This is a genomic window from Candidatus Gastranaerophilales bacterium (genome assembly GCA_028696075.1).
Taxonomy (GTDB): domain Bacteria; phylum Cyanobacteriota; class Vampirovibrionia; order Gastranaerophilales; family JAILCC01; genus JAQVHS01.
Map to the genome: position 1 here is coordinate 202,105 of JAQVHS010000001.1, position 21,341 is coordinate 223,445.

Genomic DNA, 21,341 nt, shown 5'->3' on the forward strand with positions numbered 1-21,341 from the left:
TAACGAATTGATAAGATATGACAGAAATATATTAATCAATGAAATAGGCGCAGAGGGTCAAACAAAACTCCTGAGTGCAAAAGTTTTAATCTGCGGTGCAGGCGGGTTGGGGTCAACTGTTATTGCAAACCTTGCCGCTGCAGGAGTCGGCACTATCGGGATTGTAGACAATGATATTCTTGAGCTGTCTAATTTAAACAGACAATATATTCATAAATTTGCAAATATCGGACAGGCAAAAATAAACTCTGCCAAAAACTGGATACAAGAATTTAACCCCGATATTAACATCAAGACTTATAATGTAAGGCTCGATGAAAATAATTATCAATCAATTGCCGGCGAATATGATTTAATCATAGATTGTTTTGATAGTTTTGAATCAAAATTTTTACTAAATAACATTGCACTAAAGATGAATAAATCTTTAATAGCAGGCGGGGTAACGGAATTCAGGGGTCAGGTAACTACTGTTTTGCCCCATAAAAGTGCGTGTTTGAGATGCCTGCTGCCTGATGCGGACCCGGAGGCTTATGTTGTAAAAGGAGTTATAAGCCCTACGGTATCTATGATAGCCTCTGTTGAATCTATGGAAGCTGTTAAACTTATTCTCGGAACAGGTGAGCTTTTGACCAATCAATTGCTTGTCTTTGACGGATTACAAATGAACTTTAAAAAACTAAAATTTGAAAGAAATAAAAACTGCAAATGGTGCAAAGATTATGAATAAGGAAGAATTATTAAAATTATATGACTTGGAGTTGGAGGAATTGGTTAAAATATCCTCGGCAATTACCAAAGAGCATTTTAAAAATACTGTAGAAGCCTGCTCTATTATCAGCGCAAAAACAGGTGAATGCCAAGAAAACTGCAAATACTGTTCCCAAAGCGCCCACAACGAAGCAAAGATTGAATGCCATCCTTTGCTTGAAGTTGAAAAAGTAAAACAGGCAGCGCTTGCGGCAAAAGAAAACGGCGCTACGAGATTTTGTATTGTAACATCAGGCAGAACCGTTGAAACCAAAGACTTTGGCAAAGTTTTAGACATGATAAAGGCAGTTGCATCAGTTGACGGAATACACTGCTGCGCTTCTTTGGGGCTTCTTGAAGAAGAGCAGATAAAACAAATTAAACAGGCAGGAGTAAAAAGATTTAACCACAATATCAATACATCAGAAAATTATCACAAAGAAATCTGTACCACTCATAATTTTCAAGACAGAATAAATACAATCAAAACTTTGCAAAAATACGGGATAGAAGCCTGTACAGGCGTGATTTTGGGAATGGGTGAAACAAGGGAAGACAGGGTGGAGATGGCATTGTCTTTGGCTGAATTAAACCCTAAAACAGTTCCTGTCAATATTTTAAACCCCATCAAGGGTACCAAACTGGAGAATTATTATGATAAAATTTCCGAAGAAGAAGTTCTAAGGACAATATGTATTTTCAGAATAGCAATGCCAAAAACAATACTAAGGTACGCAGGCGGCAGAAGTACAAGGTTTTCGCAAGAATATCAGTATTTAGGCATGCAAGCGGGAATTAACGGCATTCTTGTAGGGAATTACCTTACAACGAACGGAGTTGAAAAGGAAAACGACCTGAAAATGCTTCATGATTTAGATTTACAATTAACCAAAGCTTAAAGGAGACAATTTATGACCATACATTCCGACATAACACAACTTATAGGCAATACACCCATAGTAAAAATAAATAAGTTAAACCGAAACAATGCTGCAAATATTGCTGCAAAAATTGAATCCTTTAACCCTGCAGGCTCCGTAAAAGACAGGATTTCTTTAAGCATGATTGAAGACGCCGAAAAAAAAGGGGTAATCACCCCCGGCATTACCGTACTTATTGAACCTACAAGCGGAAATACGGGTATAGGACTTGCTCTTATTGCTGCGGTAAAAGGGTATAAACTTATCCTTACAATGCCCGAAACAATGAGTTTAGAGCGAAGAATGCTCCTAAAAGCTTACGGTGCGCAGCTTGTTTTAACCGAAGGCGCAAAAGGGATGAAAGGCGCTATTGAAAAAGCAAACAAATTAAATGAACAAATATCGGATTCTTATATTCTGCAGCAGTTTAACAATCCTGCCAATCCGGAAATACACTACTTAACCACTGCACGTGAAATCTGGAAAGAAACCGAAGGAAAAACAGATATTTTTGTTTCAGGAGTAGGCACAGGCGGAACTGTTTCAGGGGTAGGGAAATTTTTAAAAGAACAAAACCCTGCAATAAAAATCATTGCGGTAGAACCCGCTGCCAGTCCTGTTTTATCAGGAGGTCAACCGGGCAGCCATCTTATTCAGGGAATCGGAGCAGGGTTTGTGCCTGATACGTTTGATAAAACCGTGGTTGATGAAATCATTACCGTAGCTAACGAAGACGCCATTAAAACAGCGAGAGCGGCAGCGCTTGAAGAAGGGTTGTTAATAGGCATATCTTCAGGCGCAGCCTTGTGGGCGGCATTAGAGTTATCTAAAAAAGAAGAAAACAAAGGCAAAAATATTGTAGTAATCTTACCTGATACAGGCGAAAGATACTTAAGCAGCGTACTTTTTGAAAATTTAAAAGATTAAGAAGATTTTATATTCTTCTTCCTAAACCCGTATTCGGAAGATACCTTGCGCCCGATCATATTGATTTTGCCGCTTATGCAGCCTCTGCATTTTGACGGGGTATCATTTATGCAGATTTTATTAGGGTAGATTTCATACTTTCTGCGGTAGTCGCCTTCCGTAATATTAGGCATAACAACATTTGCGCCTGATTTTAGCGCAATAATTCTGCCATTGGGGTTAAGCGTCTCCATCGCCGTTGTGGCGGGAATATTTATATCAGGCAGCAGCAGCCTTGTTATTGCCATAACTTTCAGGCTTAACGTGAAATTATCATACTGTCCTTCAAACCCCGCCAAAGGCGTGTTGGGGTTGGGGATAAAAGGTCCTATACCTATCATATCAAAGTCATTGTTTTTAAAGAAGAAAATATCGTCAGCCAAAGAAGACAAAGTTTGTTCAGGCAATCCGACAAGACACCCCGAACCGACTTCATATCCTAATGATTTGAGATTTTTTAAACATTGCAGACGATTATCAAAACTCATATCAGGGTGCATTGTATTGTATAAATCTTTGTCCGTAGTTTCTATGCGAAGCAAATACCTGTCTGCGCCCGCTTCTTTAAAATCTTTGTAATCTTCATAACTTCTTTCACCTATGCTGAGAGTAATTGCTAAATCAAATTTTTTGACCTCTTTTATTATTTCGCACATTAAATCCGTATTAAAATAAATATCTTCGCCTGATTGCATAACAACGGTTTTATAGCCCATTTCAGCGCCTTTGCGCGCAAAGTCTATGATTTCGTCTTTGCTCAGACGATATCTTTCAAGGTGCTTATTCTCGTACCTTAAACCGCAATAAATGCAATCACATTTGCAAATATTTGAAAATTCTATCAATCCTCTCAGGTGAATTTCATCACCGATATATTTTTTCCTGACCTCATCAGCAGTTTGAAAAATAAGCCCGGGATTTTTTTCTTCCCGCAAAAGCAAAAGAATTTCTTCTTTCGATAAATTATGCGCCTCAGAGGCTTTTTGTAAAATTTCTTCTATATGTTGCATAAGTAAATTTAATAACTGACACTACCTAAAGTATAGCAGAAAGCAAAACCTTTATAAAAGAGTAACAGCCGGATAATTAATAATTAACTTTCATGATGTATTTGTGCGGGTTTTAAAGCGAATTGTTTGAAAACATCCGGCAGCGGTCTGTTAATAACAGCAACGACAGCGGATTTATTCTCTTGAGGCTTTGCTTCAGGCGGTTTTTTAACTTCATTTGTTATTTTCATTTGATTTTTCATATTGTTTGCAGCATTATTGCGAACCTTCGCAATATTTTGCTGCTGTTGTCTTTTTCCTCTTTGAGTAAGCTCAAGCCCCTTATCAGTTAAGAACAAAGTTCCAAAAGTAGCCATAAGATATGTACCAAAAGCAGCAGCATAGCTGGCAATTAATTTAATCAGGTTGCCTCGTCCAAAGTTTTTATTTTTAATAGCATACGATACAGCAATGGCAGAAGCACCGAATTCAGATAAAAGAAGAGGCGCAAATCCAAGCATACCAATCAGTGTGTAGTGTTTATCCACAAATTTGTTGGTTTTTTCTAAAAGTTCATATTTGCCGCCGTCTTGCTTTCTCAATTGCTTACTTGCAATATTAAGCCCCATAGCAGCTAAGAATAAATAGTTGAAAATCATAAACGGCTTGCCGTAAAAATTCTTTTGCAAAAAGCTCATAAACTTTGTCTTGTTATCAATAATTGCATGACCTAATTCGTGAGGAAGGGCAGAAAGAGTATTTTTGGTATAATATACCATTTTGTCTTTCATTGAATAGCAGGCATTATTTATATCACCGTTTATATTCTTTACCAGCGCAGTCTTAACCCCGAATTTTCCTATATTTGATTTTTCATACATTGAGTTAATTAAATCACGCAGCTTTGATTGCTCAATTTTCTTGCCGAAGTAAATCATTATTTTGCTTAAAAAATTACCGCTTAAGAATTTCTGGATTTGGCTCACAACAGTCCAAGCCCCGACACCTAATGCCGAGCCGTATAACAAGTCCGTACCTATATCATCGCTTGACCTTACCGATTGAGCTGTATAATATTGTTGCTGCGGTCTGCTTTGGTTTACGAACTTTTGTTCTGTATTGTTATTTGATTTGAAACTGACACTGTTCATGGTCAACCTGCTGCTTTATTGCAGTAAAACCCCGTGAAGCTGAAAAATTGCTTTTTTTGACAATATTATTACCAAAACTTAAACTATAAACAGCAAAAAAGCCCCTTACGGAGCTAAAAATAAAAAAGACACTCTAAAGAGAGTCATTCTTATTTAAATGGAGCGAGTGATGGGAATGTCTTGGATTTTCGGGTACGCATAGCCTTCTATTTCGCTACAACATTTTTCTAACGAAAAAGTTTTCGCCTAATTCGACTATTTGCTCTTACGGGACTAGTCTTGCTACGCAAGCCGTCGCCCTACCAAAAATCCGCTTGAACCCAAAACAAAACCATGTTTTGTGTGGGTTCTTATTTCAAACGACCTAACAAAATAAAAAAGACCCTCTAAAGAGAGCCATTTTTATTTTAAATGGGGCGAGTGATGGGAATTGAACCCACGTATATCGGAACCACAACCCGAGGCCTTAACCACTTGGCGACACCCGCCATAGTAAACAGTTTCCACATACATAATAACAAATAAAAATTTTTTAACAAGCCCATGCCCGGGAAGATGTACAATTTAAATAGGAACAGATTGCCCGTTAACACTATATTTTATATAATCTAAATATGTTAAAAGTAATTGTGGTTGGAACGGGTGAAATGGCGGCGTCTTTGCTCTTGGGAACTTTGGAAGCAGGGCATAAGGTCGTGGGGTTTTTAGGGTATGACAGCGTATCATTGCCTTTATGGGTTCAATTTTTCAAAAACTGGTTTGCACCGTCAGATTTCAGACTGATAGCAAAATCCAAAAAAATATACGAAATTAAAGCGCCAAAGGTTAACTCACCGCAGTTTAAAAAAGAAGTTATAAAGCTGAATGCTGATATTGTGCTTGTGGGTTCTTGGGGAGAGCGTTTTAAAAAGGAAATTATTATAGCCCCGAAACTTGGCACAATTAACGCTCACCCCTCACTTTTGCCTGCCCATAGAGGTCCTAACCCTTATTTATCAACTATTGTTGCAGGTGAAAAAACAACAGGGGTTACTTTTCATCTAATGACCGAAAAATATGACGAAGGTCCTATATTGCTTCAAAAGGAAGTGCCGATTTTAGACGATGATAACGGTTACAGTCTGAAACTTCGCTGTACCCAAACAGCGCGAAAAGCGCTTAAAGAGCTTTATGACGGCATTGAAACTGCTTCTTTAGTGCCAATAAAGCAGGATGAATCCAAAGCCTCATATTTTAAACGCATTACTAATAAAGATATATATATAGATTTTTCCATGACCGCAAGAGAAATGTATAACAAAATAAGGGGTTTTGACCCATGGGCATGCTGCTATATAAAGGCAAAAAATAACTTCTTAAAAGTCCAAAAAGCAAGTATAGTAGACTTTAACGACAATTATTTTATAGTACATGACAAAAAATATAGAACTAAAACAAGTTTCATGGAAGCAAAAAACGGGCAAATCCTTGCCAAAGGTGATGATTGGCTGCTTTGTGCCACACAGGAACCCGGCATGGGGATAGTGTTTTCAAAGGTAAAATTATACGGTTTTTGTAAACAATTCTTAACAAAACTCTTTATTAAAGCGTTAAAATCATTTTGTTAATATATGCCTAAAATCATTGCCAATAGTGAATTTTAAGTCATTATAAAAAAGCTTTTTGTTAATATTTCTTAATATAAAAACCCTAAATCCTAAAGGTTTTTTTCAAAATGCCGATAACCTAAGTACAAGTTAATGAAAAAGAGGTCAGGACAATGGGTTTATCAGCCAGTCAAACAAGATTTTTATGCTTAACTGCAAGACAAACGAACGTAGAATTCCAAGGTCAACAGGTGAACCAGGCAAGAACTGCTTTGGCTAACCAATCAGCTGATTTATATTCCCAATTAAATCAACTCAGACCGCCAACCACTCCTTCTATGTATACTTACATTCTTAATCCTCCAACTTTTCCAAAATTTGATTGGAGTAATCCTACAGCATTTCCTGCAGATCAAACATCAATGGATAATATGTATTTGTATTATGCAGGTTCTGCACCGACATTTACAGACTTCAATATGCCTCTATACGATGAGGAAAGCGGCAAAGCAGAGCCTAATAAACCTTATTGTACTTACAAAACAGGTTATGATTCAAGCGGAAGTAAAGTACAATTTTTAGCACCTGTAGTTGATGAAAATGCTAACTATACCTGGGACTCTGAGACAGGAATATTTGCAGCTAAAAACGGTACAGATGAACTTCCTGCTTATGTTCAAGCTTACAACTATGCAATGTCTGCGTGGAAAACATTCTCCAACGTAAAAAGCAGCGCAATTTATGATATTAAACCAACCGATGAAAATATGAAAGCAGATGAACCTTCTGACAGACCGCAGCAAATAGCATCAGGATTCAGTAAAACTGTAGACAAAAATCAGGCTCAGTATTCTGCGGCAATGGTTTTATACGAAGCAGATTCACAAGAATATGAATTAGCTTTGGATCAAATAAATGCAAAAATAGAAGAAATCCATCAATCGGATAAAACATTAGAATTACAATTAAAACAGTTAGATACAGAACAACAAGCAATTCAAACCGAAATGGATGCTGTTAAAAAAGTTATCGACAAAAATATCGAACAAACTTTCAAAACTTTCGCATAACAAAAGTTTTCATAAATTTCGACCTCCTTTTCAAGCCAGACTTACGTTTGGCTTTTTTATTGCGGATTTGCGGTAGGGCGACGGCTTGCGGAGCAAGACTAGTCCCGTAAGAGCAATAGCCGAATTGAGCTAAAACTTTTTCGTTAGAAAAATGTTGAGGCGAAATAGAAGGCTATGCGTACCCGCATAATCCAAGACAGCGGATTTGCATCAGGCTGACTGAACGAAGTGAAGGAACGCCGTCTGTTCGAATAATGCTGTGAAATGAAGACTTTTGCGAAAGCAAAATGTCGAAATGAAACTCAAGCATTATGAGTTGTGCAAATCCAAGACAGCGGATTTGCATCAGGCTGACTGAAGAGCTTAAAGAAGCTGAGAAGCTGGGATTAAGTTTAAGAGGTGAAAAGGTGAAGAGCTTAAGGGTTCTTAATGTCATGCTGAACTTGTTTCAGCATCTGTCCAATAGACAAATTGATGAGTCTGTTCCCTTTGTCAAATAAATTCAGGGTAACAGTTGTTTTTTGGGCTGAAAAGGTGAAGAGCTTAAGGGTTCTTAATGTCATGCTGAACTTGTTTCAGCATCTGTCCAATAGGCGAATTATGAGCCTGTTCCCTTTGTCAAATAAATTCAGGGTAACAGTTGTTTTTTGGGCTGAAAAGGTGAAGAGCTTAAGGGTTCTTAATGTCATGCTGAACTTGTTTCAGCATCTGTCCAATAGACAAATTGATGAGTCTGTTCCCTTTGTCAAATAAATTCAGGGTAACAGTTGTTTTTTGGGCTGAAAAGGTGAAGAGCTTAAGGAAGTTAGGCAGCTGGGAGGATGAGAAGCTGAGAAGTTGGGAAGCCAACCCGTCGCCGGGAGAAAACTATGAGTTTGCCAGTGACCCGCAAATCCGCAACTTGCGCAATAGTTTTTTTATATCTTGTAAATTATGCTAAGATAAGAAAGCGACAACAAAGCATTAAGGTAAAATTATGAAAGTAAGTATTTTTGCCCAACTTAATAAAGATAACCGGCTTGAAGATGTTTCACTTGAACTTCTCGGTGCGGCAAATCAATTAGCCCAAAAACTTGATGACAGGGAAGTCGGCGTTTTACTTTTGCATAACGGGGGGGATTGCTCTCATTTGATTTCTCAATTAGAACAAGGCGGGGCTGATAAGGTTTATTTAATCCAAAATGAAAAACTTGCTGAATATAACGCTTTGTACTTTCAAAAGGCTGTTTTAGAGTTTGTTGAGAAAAAGCAACCCGAAATATTTTTAATAGGGGCAACCGCCTTGGGACGTGATTTAGCTCCGCGGGTTGCAGCGGCATTGAACACCGGATTGACTGCTGATTGCACTTCGCTTGATATAAATGAGCAGGGCAAACTGGCTGCAACAAGACCTACTTTTGGCGGCGAATTGATGGCAACTATTTTATGCCGTAATCTGCCTCAAATGGCTACTGTAAGACCAAAAGTATTTAAAAAACCAAAACCCGTTTTTGATAAAAAAGCTCAGGTTGAAGAAATTCAGGTTGATTTTTCCGATATTCATTCAAAAATAAACGTTCTTGATTTTGTGCAAAAGGCTTTGGAATGCGCTTCTATAGAAGAGGCGGAAATTATAGTTGCAGGCGGCAAAGGGCTGAAGAACAAAGAAAATTTTGTCTTTATAGAAAAGCTTGCGCATAATTTAGGCGGCAAAGCCGCCGCTTCAAGAGGAATAGTTGATTTAGGCTGGTGCGACCACAGTATTCAAATAGGACAAACAGGCAAAACCGTTTCTCCCAAAATATACATTGCCTGTGGTATATCAGGGGCAATTCAGCATTTGGAGGGAATGAAAACCTCGGAAAAAATTATTGCTATAAATAAAGACCCGAATGCACCCGTCTTTAAAATAGCTGATTATTGTATTGTGGGCGATGCAATAGAAATTTTGCCCGTATTAATTGAGAAGTCGGAGAAGAAATAATTATGTCAAAAAAAGGGTTGTTTATTACGTTTGAGGGTGCGGACGGTTCAGGGAAAACCACACAGGTTAACAAAGTAAAAGAATATTTGGAAAACAAAGGGTACAAATGCCTTTTAACGCGTGAACCCGGCGGAAGCGAACTTGGTGCGGAGATAAGGAAAATTTTGCTTCATTATGACGGTTATGTAGATTCACTTTGCGAACTTTTGCTTTATATGGCAGACAGGGCGCAGCACGTCAAAACTGTTATCATCCCCGCGATAGAGCGTGGCGAAATTGTACTTTGCGACCGCCATACAGATTCTTCTGTTGCCTATCAGGGCTACGGACGCGGGCTTGATATAGAGCGGATTGTAAAACTCAATGAGATAGCAACAGACGGTTTAGTCCCCGATTTAACTATTTTGTACGATGTAGAAACAGACACAGCTATGACAAGAGTCGGTGAAACCAAAGACCGGCTTGAACAAGAGGGATATGCCTTTCATAAAAAATTAAGGTTAGGATATCTTGAACTGGCAAAAAGGTTTGCTCAGCGGTTCGAAATTATAGACGCCAATAAAAACATAGACGAAGTATTTGAACAAACAAAAAAAATCATTAATAAAAAATTAGAGCAATAAGCTTTTGCTGTGACAATTTTTCTGTAATGTTATATAATTTTAGGTATGAGTGTGCAATCTAATCAAAAAACTTCTGTAGAAGAAATCAAACAACGGACTTCTCAAATCCTCAAAGATACTTCGCTTTATGACTACAAAGGCAGTGTATCAAAGCTTTTGGGTTTAACTGTAGAGGTAAAACTTCCGGGTCTGAAAATCGGTGACCTTTGCTATATAGAAACGCAGGCAGGCGAAAAAAAGCCCGCCGAGGTTGTTGCTTTTAAAGGCGATGTAGCGCAGCTTTTGCTTTTATATGACGGAACCGGAATAGGGCAGGGAAGTTTGGTATCAAGTACAAGACAGCCGGTTATTATTCCGGTTGGCGATTTTTTGCTTGGCAGACTTATAAATCCGTTAGGTGAACCGTTGGACGGCAGACCTCTAAATACCACGGGCGCGCAATGGGTAAGCATAGAAAACTCTCCGCCGGACGCATTTAACCGCCCCATCATTACAAAAACTTTTTCTACGGGAGTCAGGGCTATAGACTCTGTTCTAACCTTCGGCGCAGGGCAGCGTATGGGCTTATTTGCGGGTTCAGGAGTGGGGAAAAGTACTATGCTTGGTATGATTGCAAGAAACTCCGAAGCCGATGTCAATGTTATGGCGCTTATCGGAGAACGCGGCAGGGAAGTAAAAGAGTTTATAGAAAACAGCCTTGGTGAAGAAGGCATGAAAAAATCCGTCCTTGTCTGCTCTACAGGAGACCAGCCACCTTTAATCAGAATGAAAGCCCTTTTGACTGCGACGGCTGTGTGTGAGTATTTTAGAGATCAGGGCAAAAAAGTATTTTTAATGACGGATACAATAACAAGATGTGCGATGGCAGGCAGAGAGGTCGGGCTTTCTATCGGTGAGCCTCCTACTATGAAAGGTTATCCGCCTTCAATTTTCTCATGGCTTCAAAAAGCGCTCGAGCGTACGGGAACAAGTCCAAAAGGCTCTATAACCGCCTTTTATACAGTATTGATGGAGGGCGAAGATATTAATGACCCTGTAGTAGATACCGTCAGAGGTATTGTAGACGGACACGTATTTTTAAACAGAAGGGTTGCCGAAATGAACCATTATCCGGCGATTGATATTTTGGGCAGTATAAGCAGACTTTTTACGGAAATCACTGACAGAGAACAGCAGGAAGCTGCCGCCAAACTCAGGACGCTTCTTGCAGTTTACCGCGACAGTAAGGACTTAATCGATGTAGGTATGTATCAACCCGGGTCTAACCCTAAGCTTGATATAGCTATTGAAATGATGCCTAATATAAACAGGTTTTTGCAGCAAAGCGTTAAAGACAGCGTTAGTATGGAAAGCACTACACAAACGCTCAAAGATATGATGAGAGATGTGCATATATATTAGTAGAAAGAGGAATTAATGAATATCAATCAGGAGTACAAAATTTTATCATTTTCAACATCTGAAACGAAAATGAAAAAAACTATGGGGAATTTAACGTTAGAAGCGGTTGAATCAGGCGAAATTTTTAACGCAAAGCTTTGGGAAGAAGATTTAAACAAATACGAAAAAAGATATTTCAAGGCCAATAATATAGTATACGTTGAGGAAGGCACATATTCAGAACAGTACAAAAATCTGATAATAAAAAGAATGACCCTTGTAAAAGAAACGCTTGCAGGCTTGTCAAAAACGCAAGTTGATGAGCTTTTTACACATTTAACAGGGGTTATTGATTTAATAAAAAACGACGGTTATCGTTTAGCCTTGAAAGAACTTTATTTAGAATATGAAGACCTTTTAAAAATCGCGCCCGCAGCCAAAAACAACCACCATAATTATGTAGGCGGTTTAATTGAACATATATCGGAGTGTGTCTGCATTGCAAAGGCTAATTTTGATTGTTTTATACGTCCTGTTGATGAAGATTTAATAATTACAGCCTGTTTAATGCACGATTTTGGGAAAATTTTTGAATACAAAATTGATGTTGAATCAGGGTTTGTCGAAGTGGACGAAAGTTTTATCAAACGCTGGGTGAGCCATACGCAGTACGGTTTTGCGTGGGCTAATCAAAACGAATTTTATGACCTTGCAAGAATTATAGCAGGACACCACGGACGCAAAGACTGGGGCGCCATTATTGACCTGGACGAAAAAAATCTTGAGCCTGAAATTTATTTAATGCATCATATCGATGATATTTCAGCAAAATTCGGCGCTATTACAACAGCGGATATTGAAAATATTAAAGAAGTTGGGCAGCTGGGAAGCTGAGCAGCTGAGAGTTTAAGAGGTGAAGGGCTTAAGAGTTGTCATAGCAAAAAAAGCTGTCATACTGAACTTGGTTCAGTATCTATCCATACCTATTGGTAAGATGCTTATCTTGCTTCGCTTCTCGACATAACAGCTTATGCAGGTTGGGCTATTTGCCTTCTGAATAAGCATCACTTTCTTTGGAATAGTTTAAATTGCTGTCTAAAAACTTATAAAAATTACTATTGCGTAACTCTGCATCATCATATTTAAAATTAGAAGTTCCTTGGGAAGAAGGCTTTTCCTGCTTTATAACCTTTTTATTTGCAGCCTCTTTTTCATATTTCATTTCATTTTTTTGCGCTCTTTGCATAAACAGCTCCTGTCTGTCAGGAGTTATATTTACCTGCCTTATTTTTGCCGCAGTATCAGCAAAAGCAGGTATTGCAGCAGCAAATATAAATACTAATAAAAATAGTTTTTTCATAACATATCTTTTTAACTGACAGGATAATTTTACAATATTTACACCTGCTTTTCAAATAGTCTTTGGAGGATTTTTATTTACAAAACTTTATATTTTTTAAATCGTGAAAAATTGCAAGATTATTTGTAAAAATTCCAATTTCTCTCGCTATTAGTGATATTGTAAAAGTTTTATGTTAGAATGTTATCCATGCTGCAAAATATCTTTTTCCAAAAAATTTGTAGTTTTACATATTCGTATTAAAATAAAGTGATATGCTCTATAGTTAAATGAGAAGGAAAAATAAATATGACATTACCAAAAGTTGCGTATTTTTCGATGGAGATGGCTTTAGACCAATCTCTTAGCACATATTCAGGGGGTTTAGGGTTTTTGGCAGGCAGCCATATGCAATCAGCAGGTTATTTGGGATTACCTATGGTTGGTGTAACATTTTTATGGTCTTTCGGCTACTATGACCAAAGAATTGATCAAAATAACAACGTTGAAGTTGCTTATTTAAGAAAACATTATGACTTCTTGACGGATACAAATATTACCGTAGATGTCGAAGTTTTCGGACAAAATGTAAAAGTAAAAGCTTACAAAGTAGAGCCTCAATTATTCGGTACCTGTCCTGTTTATCTGTTAACTACCGATATTCCAGAAAACCCCGAAGAAATCAGAAAAATTTCTCACAGACTTTATGACGGAAACGAAAAAATCAGGGTAAGCCAGGAAATTATACTGGGTATTGCGGGTGTAAGAGTGCTTTTAACAGCAGGTTATAATTTTGATACACTTCATATGAACGAAGGACATGCACTTCCTGCAGCATTTGAACTTTTAAGAATGTATAACGGCAATCTTGATAAAGTTAAAGAAAAAACCGTATTTACAACTCATACCCCTGTTGCGGCAGGTAACGAAGTTCACAAAGTTGATTTACTTTATGAAGCAGGATTTTTTGCAGGAACTTCAAAAGAAACCGCTATAAGACTTGGCGGCGAAGATTTCTCTTTAACCGTTGCAGCGCTTAGGATGAGCAGAATTGCTAATGCCGTATCACAACTGCATGGACTTGTTTCTAACAAAATGTGGCAATGGGTTGAAGGCAAGTGTCCTATCACAGCTATTACCAACGCTGTTAACCTGCACTATTGGCAAGATGAAAGAATCGGGCAGGCTAAAACTTTTGAAGATTTGTTATCAGCTAAAATTGAAATGAAAAAAGAATTGTTCAAATACATTGCAAGTACTACCGGAAAAATGTTTGACCCTAACGTACTTACAATTACCTGGGCAAGAAGATTTGCCGATTATAAGAGAGCCTGGTTAATTCTGATGGACAGAGACAGAATTTCCAAACTTCTTAACGAAAATAAAATTCAACTTATTTTTTCGGGTAAATTCCACCCGGATGATACTATGGGACGTGAAATGTTTAACAACATTCTTCACCAGTCAAACGAACTTAAGAATGTTGTAGTCCTTCCAAACTACGAACTTGAACTTAGTGCGTTGTTGAAAAAAGGTACCGACGTTTGGTTGAACACTCCTTTAAGACCGTTTGAAGCTTCAGGTACGTCAGGTATGTCAGCTAATATGAACGGCGCAATCCACCTGTCTATCTATGACGGTTGGACTGTTGAGGGTACATTTAACGGTATTAACGGTTACAGTGTTGAATATCCCGGCTTGGATGATGATATTCCATGGGAAGAAAGACACTGGAAAGACCACGAATATATTATGAACGTAATTGAAAAAGATATTATTCCTACATATTACGAAGATAAAAACCGCTGGGCGTACTTGTTGCGTCAGGCTGTAAGAATTTCTGAAGGTTACTTCAACTCTGACAGAATGGTTATTGAATACTATAATAGACTATATAAACCCATAGCTCACAGAGATGGCAGCAACCCTGATTATGCCGATGAGGATTTGCAAGAAGAATCAAAAGCTAATTTGGATGCATGGACATACTCTAATATTAAATAGTTTGTTTTTAATCAAATTAAAAAATCCCTTGAACCTGTGTTTAGGGGATTTTTTTGTACTTTGCATAAAAATAAGTGTGTGTTATTTTAATATTTATGAACAAAGAACAAAAATATTGGCTTGCATTTGCAAAGACTGACGGCATAGGGAGTATGACCCTGTCTGATATATATAAGAAATTCGGCAGTATGAAAGAAGCCTGGGAGGCTTCAACAGCAGATTGGCTTGCCTCCGCAATGGTTTTAACCGCTTCTTATGAAGAACCTGAAAAGGTTTGTAGGTTAAAACTCGCTACCATAGAAAAATTCAAACAAAAACAAAAAGAGATTGATATCGAAGCCTTGGAAAAAGAGCTTTTAAAAAAAGAAGTAAAATTTATAACTATTTTAGACAAAAGCTATCCGCCTATTCTAAAGCAAATTTACAACCCGCCTGCAACATTGTTTTATAAAGGTAATTTTCCTAAAATAAATTTAGAATTCGCTCTTGCTGCAGTAGGCAGCAGAAATTGCAGTTTTAACGCTGTAGAAAGCACAAAATCAATTATCAGCGAACTTAACGGCAGCGATTTGACAATAGTCAGCGGCGGCGCCAAAGGCATTGATACGGTTTCCCATGAAGCGGCGCTTAATGCCGGGTTAAAAACAATAGCTGTCTTAGGCGGCGGATTTGATAACTTGTACCCTAAATCTAATGCAAAACTTTTTGAAAGAATTGTTAAAGCGGGAGGAGCATTAGTCAGCGAATACCATCCCTGTGTTTTCCCCGAAGCGTTCAGATTTCCGTTAAGAAACCGTATTATAAGCGGATTATCCAAAGGTACGCTTGTATCTGAAGCAGGTGAAAAAAGCGGAGCGTTAATCACGGCAAGGCTGTGTTTGGAACAAAATCGCGAATTAATGTGTTTGCCGGGAATAATTTCAAACCCCAATACGTATGGCACGCACAAACTATTGAAAGACGGCGCCGGACTTGTTACTTGCGGAGCGGATATTTTGAACTATATGGGATGGGAAGAAAAAAATACCACTTGCGTTAATAATCAGGCTGTTGTAGACTTAACCGAAGAAGAGAAAATTGTTTATGACATAATAAGCTTGGAACCGTCGGGTTCTGACAAAATCATAAGTCTGACAAAATTTGATGTCGGTGATGTAATGGTCATTTTGACAACATTGGAACTAAAGGGAGTAATTAAACAATTACCCGGTGAAACATATATGAGAATTAATTAATGGCAACAAAAGAGAGCAAAAAAACAACTAAAGTAAAAACAACCAAAGAGCCTGCGGCCCCAAAGGATAACTATCTTGTAATAGTAGAGTCGCCTGCAAAATCCAAAACCATTAACAAAATGCTCGGCAGCAATTACAAAATTTTAGCAAGTTACGGGCATATCAGAGATTTTCCCAAAAAAGTTTTGGGAGTAGATGTGAAAAACAACTTTGAACCCGTGTTCGAAGTTATCCCTGATAAAAAGAAAGTAGTAGCAGAACTTAGCAAAAATGCGAAAAAAGCTTCCAAAATTTATCTTGCCCCCGACCCTGACCGTGAGGGAGAAGCCATAGCCTGGCATATTGCACAGGTTTTGGATGTAGATGATTCTAAAATTTTGCGTATAGAATTTAATGAAATAACCCAAAAAGCGATTACAGAAGCTGTTAACCACCCTCGCGATATTGATATGAACAGGGTAAAAGCACAGCAGACAAGGCAAATTTTAGACAGAGTGGTCGGTTATAAAATAAGCCCCGTTCTTTGGAAAAAATTAAGCAATAACAGGCTTTCGGCAGGGCGTGTACAAAGTGTAGCCCTTCGTCTGATTTGCGAAAGAGAAGAAGAAATAGAAGCTTTTGTTACGCAGGAATATTGGAAAATTTCCGCCGACTTAAGCAAAGTTAAATCAACTGCCCAATTTAGTGCTGAATTAGTTAAGTTTCAAGGCAATAAAATAGAGATAAATAACGAAGAAGAAGCCAAAAAAATCACCGATGCACTGGAAGCTAAAGGCGTAGAATTTAAAGTTTCCAAAACAACAAAAAAAGAATCCCAAAGAAACCCTCAGGCGCCTTTTATTACAAGCACCCTGCAAAGAGAAGCCAGCAACCGTTTAGGCTATGGCGTAGCAAAGACAATGCAGATTGCACAAAAGCTCTATGAAGGTATTGAATTGGGCGCTGAAGGTCCTGTCGGCCTTATCACCTATATGAGAACCGACAGTACAAGAATTTCAGATGATGCTCAAGCTGCGGCAAAAGACTTTATAGAGAGCCGCTACGGCAAGGAATATTACCCTAAAACACCAAGAGTGTATAAGAAAAAAGGCAAAAATGTTCAGGACGCTCACGAAGCTGTCAGACCTTCCTATGTGGAAAGAACTCCGCAATCGCTTAAAGCGTATCTTACATCAGAACAATTTAAGCTGTATAAGCTTATTTGGGATAAATTTATGGCAAGCCAGATGGAAAGCGCAAGAGTTGAAAATAAAGCTGTAGAGATTGACGCGCTTGATTATACTTTCAGAATGAGTGCAAGCAAAATTTTATTTAACGGATTTTTGGCGGTATATGATGACAGAGAAGAAGACGAGCAGGATTCAAGCATCCCTGATTTAGAAAAAGACGATAAACTTGTACTTCGCAAGCTCAACCCTACGCAACATTTTACGCAACCTCCGCCGCGTTATTCGGAAGCCAGTCTTGTTAAAGTACTGGAAGAAAAAGGAATAGGACGACCAAGTACCTATGCGCCTATTATTTCTAAAATCCAGCAAAAAACATATATAGAAAAGATTGAAAAATCACTTCGTCCGACACTTCTGGGCAAAACTGTTAACACCCAGCTGATAAACCATTTCGGCAACATTGTTGACTACAATTTCACGGCTAATATGGAGCAAACTTTGGACGAGATTGCAGAGGATAAAGCGGAATGGAAAAAAGTAATTCATGATTTTTACACACCGTTTATTGAAATTGTTAATAAAGCCGATGAAAATATGGAAAAAGTAAAAATCGTATCAGATGTAAAATGCCCTAACTGCGGCAAAGATATGCTTGTCAAAACAAGCCGCTGGGGAACACAATTTTTAGGCTGCAGCGGATATCCGGAGTGCAAAACTATGCTGCCGATGACGGCTCAAAACGGGGAGGCAGCAGCAGAATCTGTACAAGAGCAGGTCAGCGAAGAAAAATGCGCTAAATGCGGCGGTGATATGGTTGTAAAGCACGGACCTTACGGACAGTATTTGCAATGCGTTGATGAAAATTGTAAAAACAGGCAAAAAATAGTTGTAAAAACAGGTGTAAAATGTCCCAAGGACGGTTGTAGCGGAGAAATTATACAGAAGAAATCACGCTACGGAAAAATATTCTATGCCTGCAATAAATACCCCGATTGCGATTTCGCATTATGGAATTTGCCTACCGGTGAAAAATGCCCGAAATGCGGCGCACTGTTGGTAAAAAAATTCCTAAAAAGCGGTGAAAAAATAGAATGTTCATCGAAAACATGTGATTATAAACAAACAGTATCGCGGGAAGAAAAATAAAGTTCCGGGTCTGTTTAATTATTTTGAAATTTGACCTAAGGGTTGATTAACCGATTTTAGTAAAGGTGTTATACAGATTGTTCAGTTCTTTAAAGTTATTCGCCTTCAAGCAGGTTGTTAAATATTGTGAGCTGTAAGCAGAGCATGCATCACCGTTAAAATCATATCTGCCCAAAGACAACAGCCCGTTTTTCGGCATTTTGGACGCAATCGTTTCTATCAGTGCAGAACGTTTTGCCTGAGGCAAATACGGTAAAAAATTCCTTGCCAGAACAATTGAAGGTATCGGATTATTCTGAGCTACCGCGAGCGCATCTGCCCGAGCAAATTGCACCGTATCTTTGACAACGTCGCGCAGTTCGAAATAACCGCTTTTACGGGATGCCTTGTTAACTTCAACAGATTTTTTAAAAAAATCACCCATCGTAAGATTTTTTAAATTTTTTAAACTTAAAATTATATCGATATAATCAATAAATAATATCCCTTTTTTGGCTTTTGCAATCATGTCATTATCAACGTCATTGGCCATTATAGGAAAATATTTTTTTGCCTGATTTAATCCTAATCTATCGATTAATATCATTGCAAGAGAATAAGGTTCAGAACCGTCTGAGCAGGCAAAGCTTCTTATTTTGGTGCCATCGGGAAATTTTTGTATTATATAGTCTGCTGCTTTGCTCCAATCCAAATCACATCTGAAAAAATTGCTGTTATTCCTATAAAGCATTTCTCCTGCAGGAGTTGTAACTATTCTGGTAATACTTCCAAAAGACGTATTATTCACGGCAGCTGTATTTTCCTGCTTTTTGGCAGACAATTGAGATACATTATAAGGTTTAAAAAAATTAACTTGCATAACTAACCTCAATCATATAAATCTCAAGATAAAAAAAATTTGTTATGCAATATGCTAAATTTGTGATTTTTCCAAGGCTTGATTAATATCTTCAATAATATCTTCTATATCCTCAATGCCAATACTTAACCTGATAAAATCTTCACTCAAGCCGGCAGCTTCCTGCTCTTGGGGGTTAAGCTGCTGATGGGTAGTGCTTGCGGGGTGAATGACCAAGGATTTGGCATCACCAATATTAGCTATGTGGGACAAGAGTTTTACGCTATCTATAAATTTTACTCCCGCTTCTTTGCCTCCTTTTATGCCAAAAGCCACTATTCCGCTTTGACCGCTGGGAAGGTATTTTTGAGCAAGGGTATAATTTTCGTCATCTTTTAGCCCGGGATAAATTACCCAGCCCACACCCGGATGTAATTTTAAAAACTCTGCAACTTTAAGGGCATTTTCGCTGTGTTTTTTCATACGCAGACTTAAAGTTTCTATTCCCTGTAATATTAAAAACGCGTTAAAAGGACTAAGCGCAGCTCCCGTATCACGAAGGATTTTAACCCTCATTTTGGCTATAAAGGCGCAGTTGCCAAAAGCTTCCGTATAGCTTAAGCCGTGGTAACTCGGGTCTTTGTCTGTAAGGGTAGAGAATTTGCCTGATTTTGTCCAATCAAACTTACCGCTGTCTACCACTATTCCGCACATACTGGTGCCATGCCCGCCTAAATATTTGGTAGCAGAGTGAATTACAATATCTGCACCAAAATCAACAGGTTTAAGCAAACTCGGGGTTGAAACCGTTGAATCAATGACAAGCGGAATATTATGTTTGTGTGCAATTTCGGCTAATCCTTCTATATCAGCAACGGTTAAACGGGGATTAGCGATGGTTTCCGCAAAAATAAGTTTTGTCTTGGGAGTAATTGCTTTTTCAAACTCCAATGGGTCTGCGCTTTTAACAAAGTGTGTTTTTATCCCTAAATTAGGCAGGGTATTTTGAAACAGCGTATGAGTTCCGCCGTAAATAGAGCTTGAAGAAACAATCTCATCGCCTTGCATAGCAATATTTAAAATTGTATAAAAAATCGCAGACATACCTGAAGATACCGCCAAAGCAGCTGCGCCATGTTCAAGCATTGCAAGGCGTTTTTCCAAAACATCGGTAGTAGGATTCATAAGCCTTGTATAAATATTACCCGCCTGAGTGAGATTAAACAGATTTTTCGCATGTTCGGAGCTGTCAAAAGCAAATGCCGTTGTTTGATAAATCGGTAACGCTCTTGAATTCGTAGCTTTATCAGGTTCCTGTGCGCCATGAATTTCTATAGTGCTGTCTTTCATAATTTTTCTCCTTAACCGCCGCCAAAAAATCCGACAATTTCTATGCCGTCGTTTTCCTGTAATATCGTGCAATAATTTTCTTTGTAAATGATTTCCTTGTTTTTTTCCACTACAAACATTTTGGACTTTACATTTGCAAATTCTATTAAATCCAAAATAGTAGCGTTTTCTTTAATATTAATATTTTTACCGTTTAAGATTACATTCATTTTCGCTTATTTCGCCTTTTTTTATTATAGCTTCCACGCTGTGAGAATCACTTCCGCCTGTTTGCAATAAATTCAGCTCTTGTGCGATTTTTTCGACATCAGAAGCTTCATAAAATTTTATTATACTCCTGTGCCTGCGATAAGCATAATTTGTTTCCAATCCGTCAAGCCCGTACGTTATTAATTTTTTTACGGTGTTTTTCAAATTTAAGCTCCAGCAGCATGCAGGATGAGCCAAAACCGCTATACCGCCTGCAGCCTTAATTGCCTTTATAACAGCTTTTGCGCTCCTGTAATTGATTAATCTTATAATATCGTTTGTGGCACAAAGCTTGTTTTTTGCATAAAGCTTGATTAATTCAGGATGATTTACATCAATCCCGTAACCTAAAATATGCATGTATACATATCCGTGCCAGCAGTCAAATTCAACGCTTTTAATAATTTGAATTTCATCATCACTTTGCACCTGATTATGGGCGGCAACAACATTGTGATCTGTTATAGCAATAATTTTAAACCCTTTTTCCTTGCAGGCATCAGCGACTTGCTGCGGAGTGTTTTCACCGTCGGAACAGTCGGTGTGAATATGCAAATCCACCGTATTAAAAAAATCCTCTTTTTTTATATTTGCTAAAAAGTCTTTCATCACG

At 38.1% G+C, this 21,341-nt stretch carries 19 protein-coding genes and 1 tRNA gene; 12 read left to right on the forward strand and 8 right to left on the reverse strand.

The genetic code is table 11. The features are described 5' to 3' along the window. The first annotated feature begins 7 nt into the window (after positions 1–7). From PHX18_01055 to cysK, 3 genes are read left to right on the forward strand one after another with little or no spacing between them, the layout of a single operon-like run. Positions 8–730, forward strand: a complete 723-nt coding sequence (locus PHX18_01055) for a HesA/MoeB/ThiF family protein (protein ID MDD3593197.1) — start codon at positions 8–10, stop codon at positions 728–730. After that, positions 723–1,649, forward strand: coding sequence for a biotin synthase BioB (gene bioB, locus PHX18_01060; GenBank protein ID MDD3593198.1), 927 nt, complete (start codon positions 723–725; stop codon positions 1,647–1,649). The genes PHX18_01055 and bioB overlap by 8 nt, the downstream gene beginning before the upstream one ends. 12 nt (positions 1,650–1,661) lie before the next feature. Beyond that, the gene (gene cysK, locus PHX18_01065) at positions 1,662–2,597 is read left to right on the forward strand and encodes a cysteine synthase A (GenBank protein ID MDD3593199.1); all 936 of its coding nucleotides are present in this window, start codon (positions 1,662–1,664) and stop codon (positions 2,595–2,597) included. Here the strand turns inward: cysK and hydE are convergent. From hydE to PHX18_01080, 3 genes are all read right to left on the reverse strand, one after another. Continuing rightward, complete coding sequence (gene hydE, locus PHX18_01070; protein MDD3593200.1) at positions 2,594–3,646, reverse strand: [FeFe] hydrogenase H-cluster radical SAM maturase HydE; 1,053 nt, start codon at positions 3,644–3,646, stop codon at positions 2,594–2,596. The genes cysK and hydE overlap by 4 nt on opposite strands. 83 nt (positions 3,647–3,729) lie before the next feature. Next, positions 3,730–4,776 carry a hypothetical protein gene (locus PHX18_01075; protein ID MDD3593201.1) on the reverse strand — a complete coding sequence of 349 codons (1,047 nt, stop codon included), beginning with the start codon at positions 4,774–4,776 and terminating at the stop codon, positions 3,730–3,732. A gap of 412 nt (positions 4,777–5,188) precedes the next feature. Continuing rightward, a tRNA-His gene (locus tag PHX18_01080) sits at positions 5,189–5,264 on the reverse strand. 126 nt (positions 5,265–5,390) lie between these two features. On the opposite strand from PHX18_01080, the gene PHX18_01085 reads away from it, so the two are divergent. The 6 genes from PHX18_01085 to PHX18_01110 all read left to right on the forward strand — a co-directional run bounded on the left by PHX18_01085 (position 5,391) and on the right by PHX18_01110 (position 12,292). Beyond that, complete coding sequence (locus PHX18_01085) at positions 5,391–6,383, forward strand: methionyl-tRNA formyltransferase (protein MDD3593202.1); 993 nt, start codon at positions 5,391–5,393, stop codon at positions 6,381–6,383. Between the two features lie 152 nt (positions 6,384–6,535). Beyond that, positions 6,536–7,432 (forward strand): hypothetical protein, encoded by an 897-nt coding sequence (locus tag PHX18_01090; protein MDD3593203.1) that lies wholly within the window; start codon positions 6,536–6,538, stop codon positions 7,430–7,432. A 976-nt stretch (positions 7,433–8,408) separates the two neighbouring features. After that, on the forward strand, positions 8,409–9,395 hold the full coding sequence (locus PHX18_01095; protein ID MDD3593204.1) for an electron transfer flavoprotein subunit alpha/FixB family protein: 987 nt from the start codon (positions 8,409–8,411) through the stop codon (positions 9,393–9,395). 2 nt (positions 9,396–9,397) lie between these two features. Next, complete coding sequence (gene tmk / locus PHX18_01100) at positions 9,398–10,018, forward strand: dTMP kinase (protein MDD3593205.1); 621 nt, start codon at positions 9,398–9,400, stop codon at positions 10,016–10,018. A 45-nt stretch (positions 10,019–10,063) separates the two neighbouring features. Beyond that, the gene (locus PHX18_01105) at positions 10,064–11,419 is read left to right on the forward strand and encodes a FliI/YscN family ATPase (GenBank protein ID MDD3593206.1); all 1,356 of its coding nucleotides are present in this window, start codon (positions 10,064–10,066) and stop codon (positions 11,417–11,419) included. A 15-nt stretch (positions 11,420–11,434) separates the two neighbouring features. After that, a complete protein-coding gene (locus tag PHX18_01110) occupies positions 11,435–12,292 on the forward strand; it encodes an HDIG domain-containing protein (GenBank protein ID MDD3593207.1) in 858 nt (285 codons plus the stop codon). Positions 12,293–12,440: 148 nt separating this feature from the next. Here the strand turns inward: PHX18_01110 and PHX18_01115 are convergent, their stop codons facing one another. Beyond that, a complete protein-coding gene (locus PHX18_01115; GenBank protein MDD3593208.1) occupies positions 12,441–12,758 on the reverse strand; it encodes a hypothetical protein in 318 nt (105 codons plus the stop codon). A gap of 288 nt (positions 12,759–13,046) precedes the next feature. Between PHX18_01115 and glgP the strand changes: the two genes are divergently transcribed. The 3 genes from glgP (at position 13,047) to topA (ending at position 18,291) form a co-directional block, all read left to right on the forward strand. Next, positions 13,047–14,741 carry an alpha-glucan family phosphorylase gene (glgP, locus tag PHX18_01120; GenBank protein MDD3593209.1) on the forward strand — a complete coding sequence of 565 codons (1,695 nt, stop codon included), beginning with the start codon at positions 13,047–13,049 and terminating at the stop codon, positions 14,739–14,741. A 95-nt stretch (positions 14,742–14,836) separates the two neighbouring features. Continuing rightward, entirely contained in the window at positions 14,837–15,976 is a 1,140-nt protein-coding gene (gene dprA, locus PHX18_01125) for a DNA-processing protein DprA (GenBank protein MDD3593210.1), read from the forward strand. Continuing rightward, positions 15,976–18,291 carry a type I DNA topoisomerase gene (gene topA, locus PHX18_01130; protein MDD3593211.1) on the forward strand — a complete coding sequence of 772 codons (2,316 nt, stop codon included), beginning with the start codon at positions 15,976–15,978 and terminating at the stop codon, positions 18,289–18,291. Before dprA ends, topA begins: the two co-directional genes overlap by 1 nt. Before the next feature lie 46 nt (positions 18,292–18,337). On the opposite strand, the gene PHX18_01135 is transcribed toward topA, so the two are convergent. From PHX18_01135 to PHX18_01150, 4 genes are read right to left on the reverse strand one after another with little or no spacing between them, the layout of a single operon-like run. Beyond that, positions 18,338–19,150, reverse strand: coding sequence for a hypothetical protein (locus PHX18_01135; protein ID MDD3593212.1), 813 nt, complete (start codon positions 19,148–19,150; stop codon positions 18,338–18,340). Positions 19,151–19,204: 54 nt separating this feature from the next. Further along, the gene (locus PHX18_01140; GenBank protein ID MDD3593213.1) at positions 19,205–20,479 is read right to left on the reverse strand and encodes an O-acetylhomoserine aminocarboxypropyltransferase/cysteine synthase; all 1,275 of its coding nucleotides are present in this window, start codon (positions 20,477–20,479) and stop codon (positions 19,205–19,207) included. 11 nt (positions 20,480–20,490) lie between these two features. Then, entirely contained in the window at positions 20,491–20,688 is a 198-nt protein-coding gene (thiS, locus tag PHX18_01145) for a sulfur carrier protein ThiS (GenBank protein ID MDD3593214.1), read from the reverse strand. Beyond that, the gene (locus tag PHX18_01150; protein MDD3593215.1) at positions 20,666–21,337 is read right to left on the reverse strand and encodes a PHP domain-containing protein; all 672 of its coding nucleotides are present in this window, start codon (positions 21,335–21,337) and stop codon (positions 20,666–20,668) included. The genes thiS and PHX18_01150 overlap by 23 nt, the downstream gene beginning before the upstream one ends. Between the last annotated feature and the right edge of the window lie 4 nt (positions 21,338–21,341).

Bases quoted from the DNA above. Each gene is read 5' to 3' on its own strand.
- bioB (MDD3593198.1), top strand. From the start codon at position 723: ATGAATAAGGAAGAATTATTAAAATTATATGACTTGGAGTTGGAGGAA.
- cysK (MDD3593199.1), top strand. From the start codon at position 1,662: ATGACCATACATTCCGACATAACACAACTTATAGGCAATACACCCATA.
- hydE (MDD3593200.1), bottom strand. From the start codon at position 3,646: ATGCAACATATAGAAGAAATTTTACAAAAAGCCTCTGAGGCGCATAAT.
- PHX18_01075 (MDD3593201.1), bottom strand. From the start codon at position 4,776: ATGAACAGTGTCAGTTTCAAATCAAATAACAATACAGAACAAAAGTTC.
- PHX18_01085 (MDD3593202.1), top strand. From the start codon at position 5,391: ATGTTAAAAGTAATTGTGGTTGGAACGGGTGAAATGGCGGCGTCTTTG.
- PHX18_01090 (MDD3593203.1), top strand. From the start codon at position 6,536: ATGGGTTTATCAGCCAGTCAAACAAGATTTTTATGCTTAACTGCAAGA.
- PHX18_01095 (MDD3593204.1), top strand. From the start codon at position 8,409: ATGAAAGTAAGTATTTTTGCCCAACTTAATAAAGATAACCGGCTTGAA.
- tmk (MDD3593205.1), top strand. From the start codon at position 9,398: ATGTCAAAAAAAGGGTTGTTTATTACGTTTGAGGGTGCGGACGGTTCA.
- PHX18_01105 (MDD3593206.1), top strand. From the start codon at position 10,064: ATGAGTGTGCAATCTAATCAAAAAACTTCTGTAGAAGAAATCAAACAA.
- PHX18_01110 (MDD3593207.1), top strand. From the start codon at position 11,435: ATGAATATCAATCAGGAGTACAAAATTTTATCATTTTCAACATCTGAA.
- PHX18_01115 (MDD3593208.1), bottom strand. From the start codon at position 12,758: ATGAAAAAACTATTTTTATTAGTATTTATATTTGCTGCTGCAATACCT.
- glgP (MDD3593209.1), top strand. From the start codon at position 13,047: ATGACATTACCAAAAGTTGCGTATTTTTCGATGGAGATGGCTTTAGAC.
- dprA (MDD3593210.1), top strand. From the start codon at position 14,837: ATGAACAAAGAACAAAAATATTGGCTTGCATTTGCAAAGACTGACGGC.
- topA (MDD3593211.1), top strand. From the start codon at position 15,976: ATGGCAACAAAAGAGAGCAAAAAAACAACTAAAGTAAAAACAACCAAA.
- PHX18_01135 (MDD3593212.1), bottom strand. From the start codon at position 19,150: ATGCAAGTTAATTTTTTTAAACCTTATAATGTATCTCAATTGTCTGCC.
- PHX18_01140 (MDD3593213.1), bottom strand. From the start codon at position 20,479: ATGAAAGACAGCACTATAGAAATTCATGGCGCACAGGAACCTGATAAA.
- thiS (MDD3593214.1), bottom strand. From the start codon at position 20,688: ATGAATGTAATCTTAAACGGTAAAAATATTAATATTAAAGAAAACGCT.
- PHX18_01150 (MDD3593215.1), bottom strand. From the start codon at position 21,337: ATGAAAGACTTTTTAGCAAATATAAAAAAAGAGGATTTTTTTAATACG.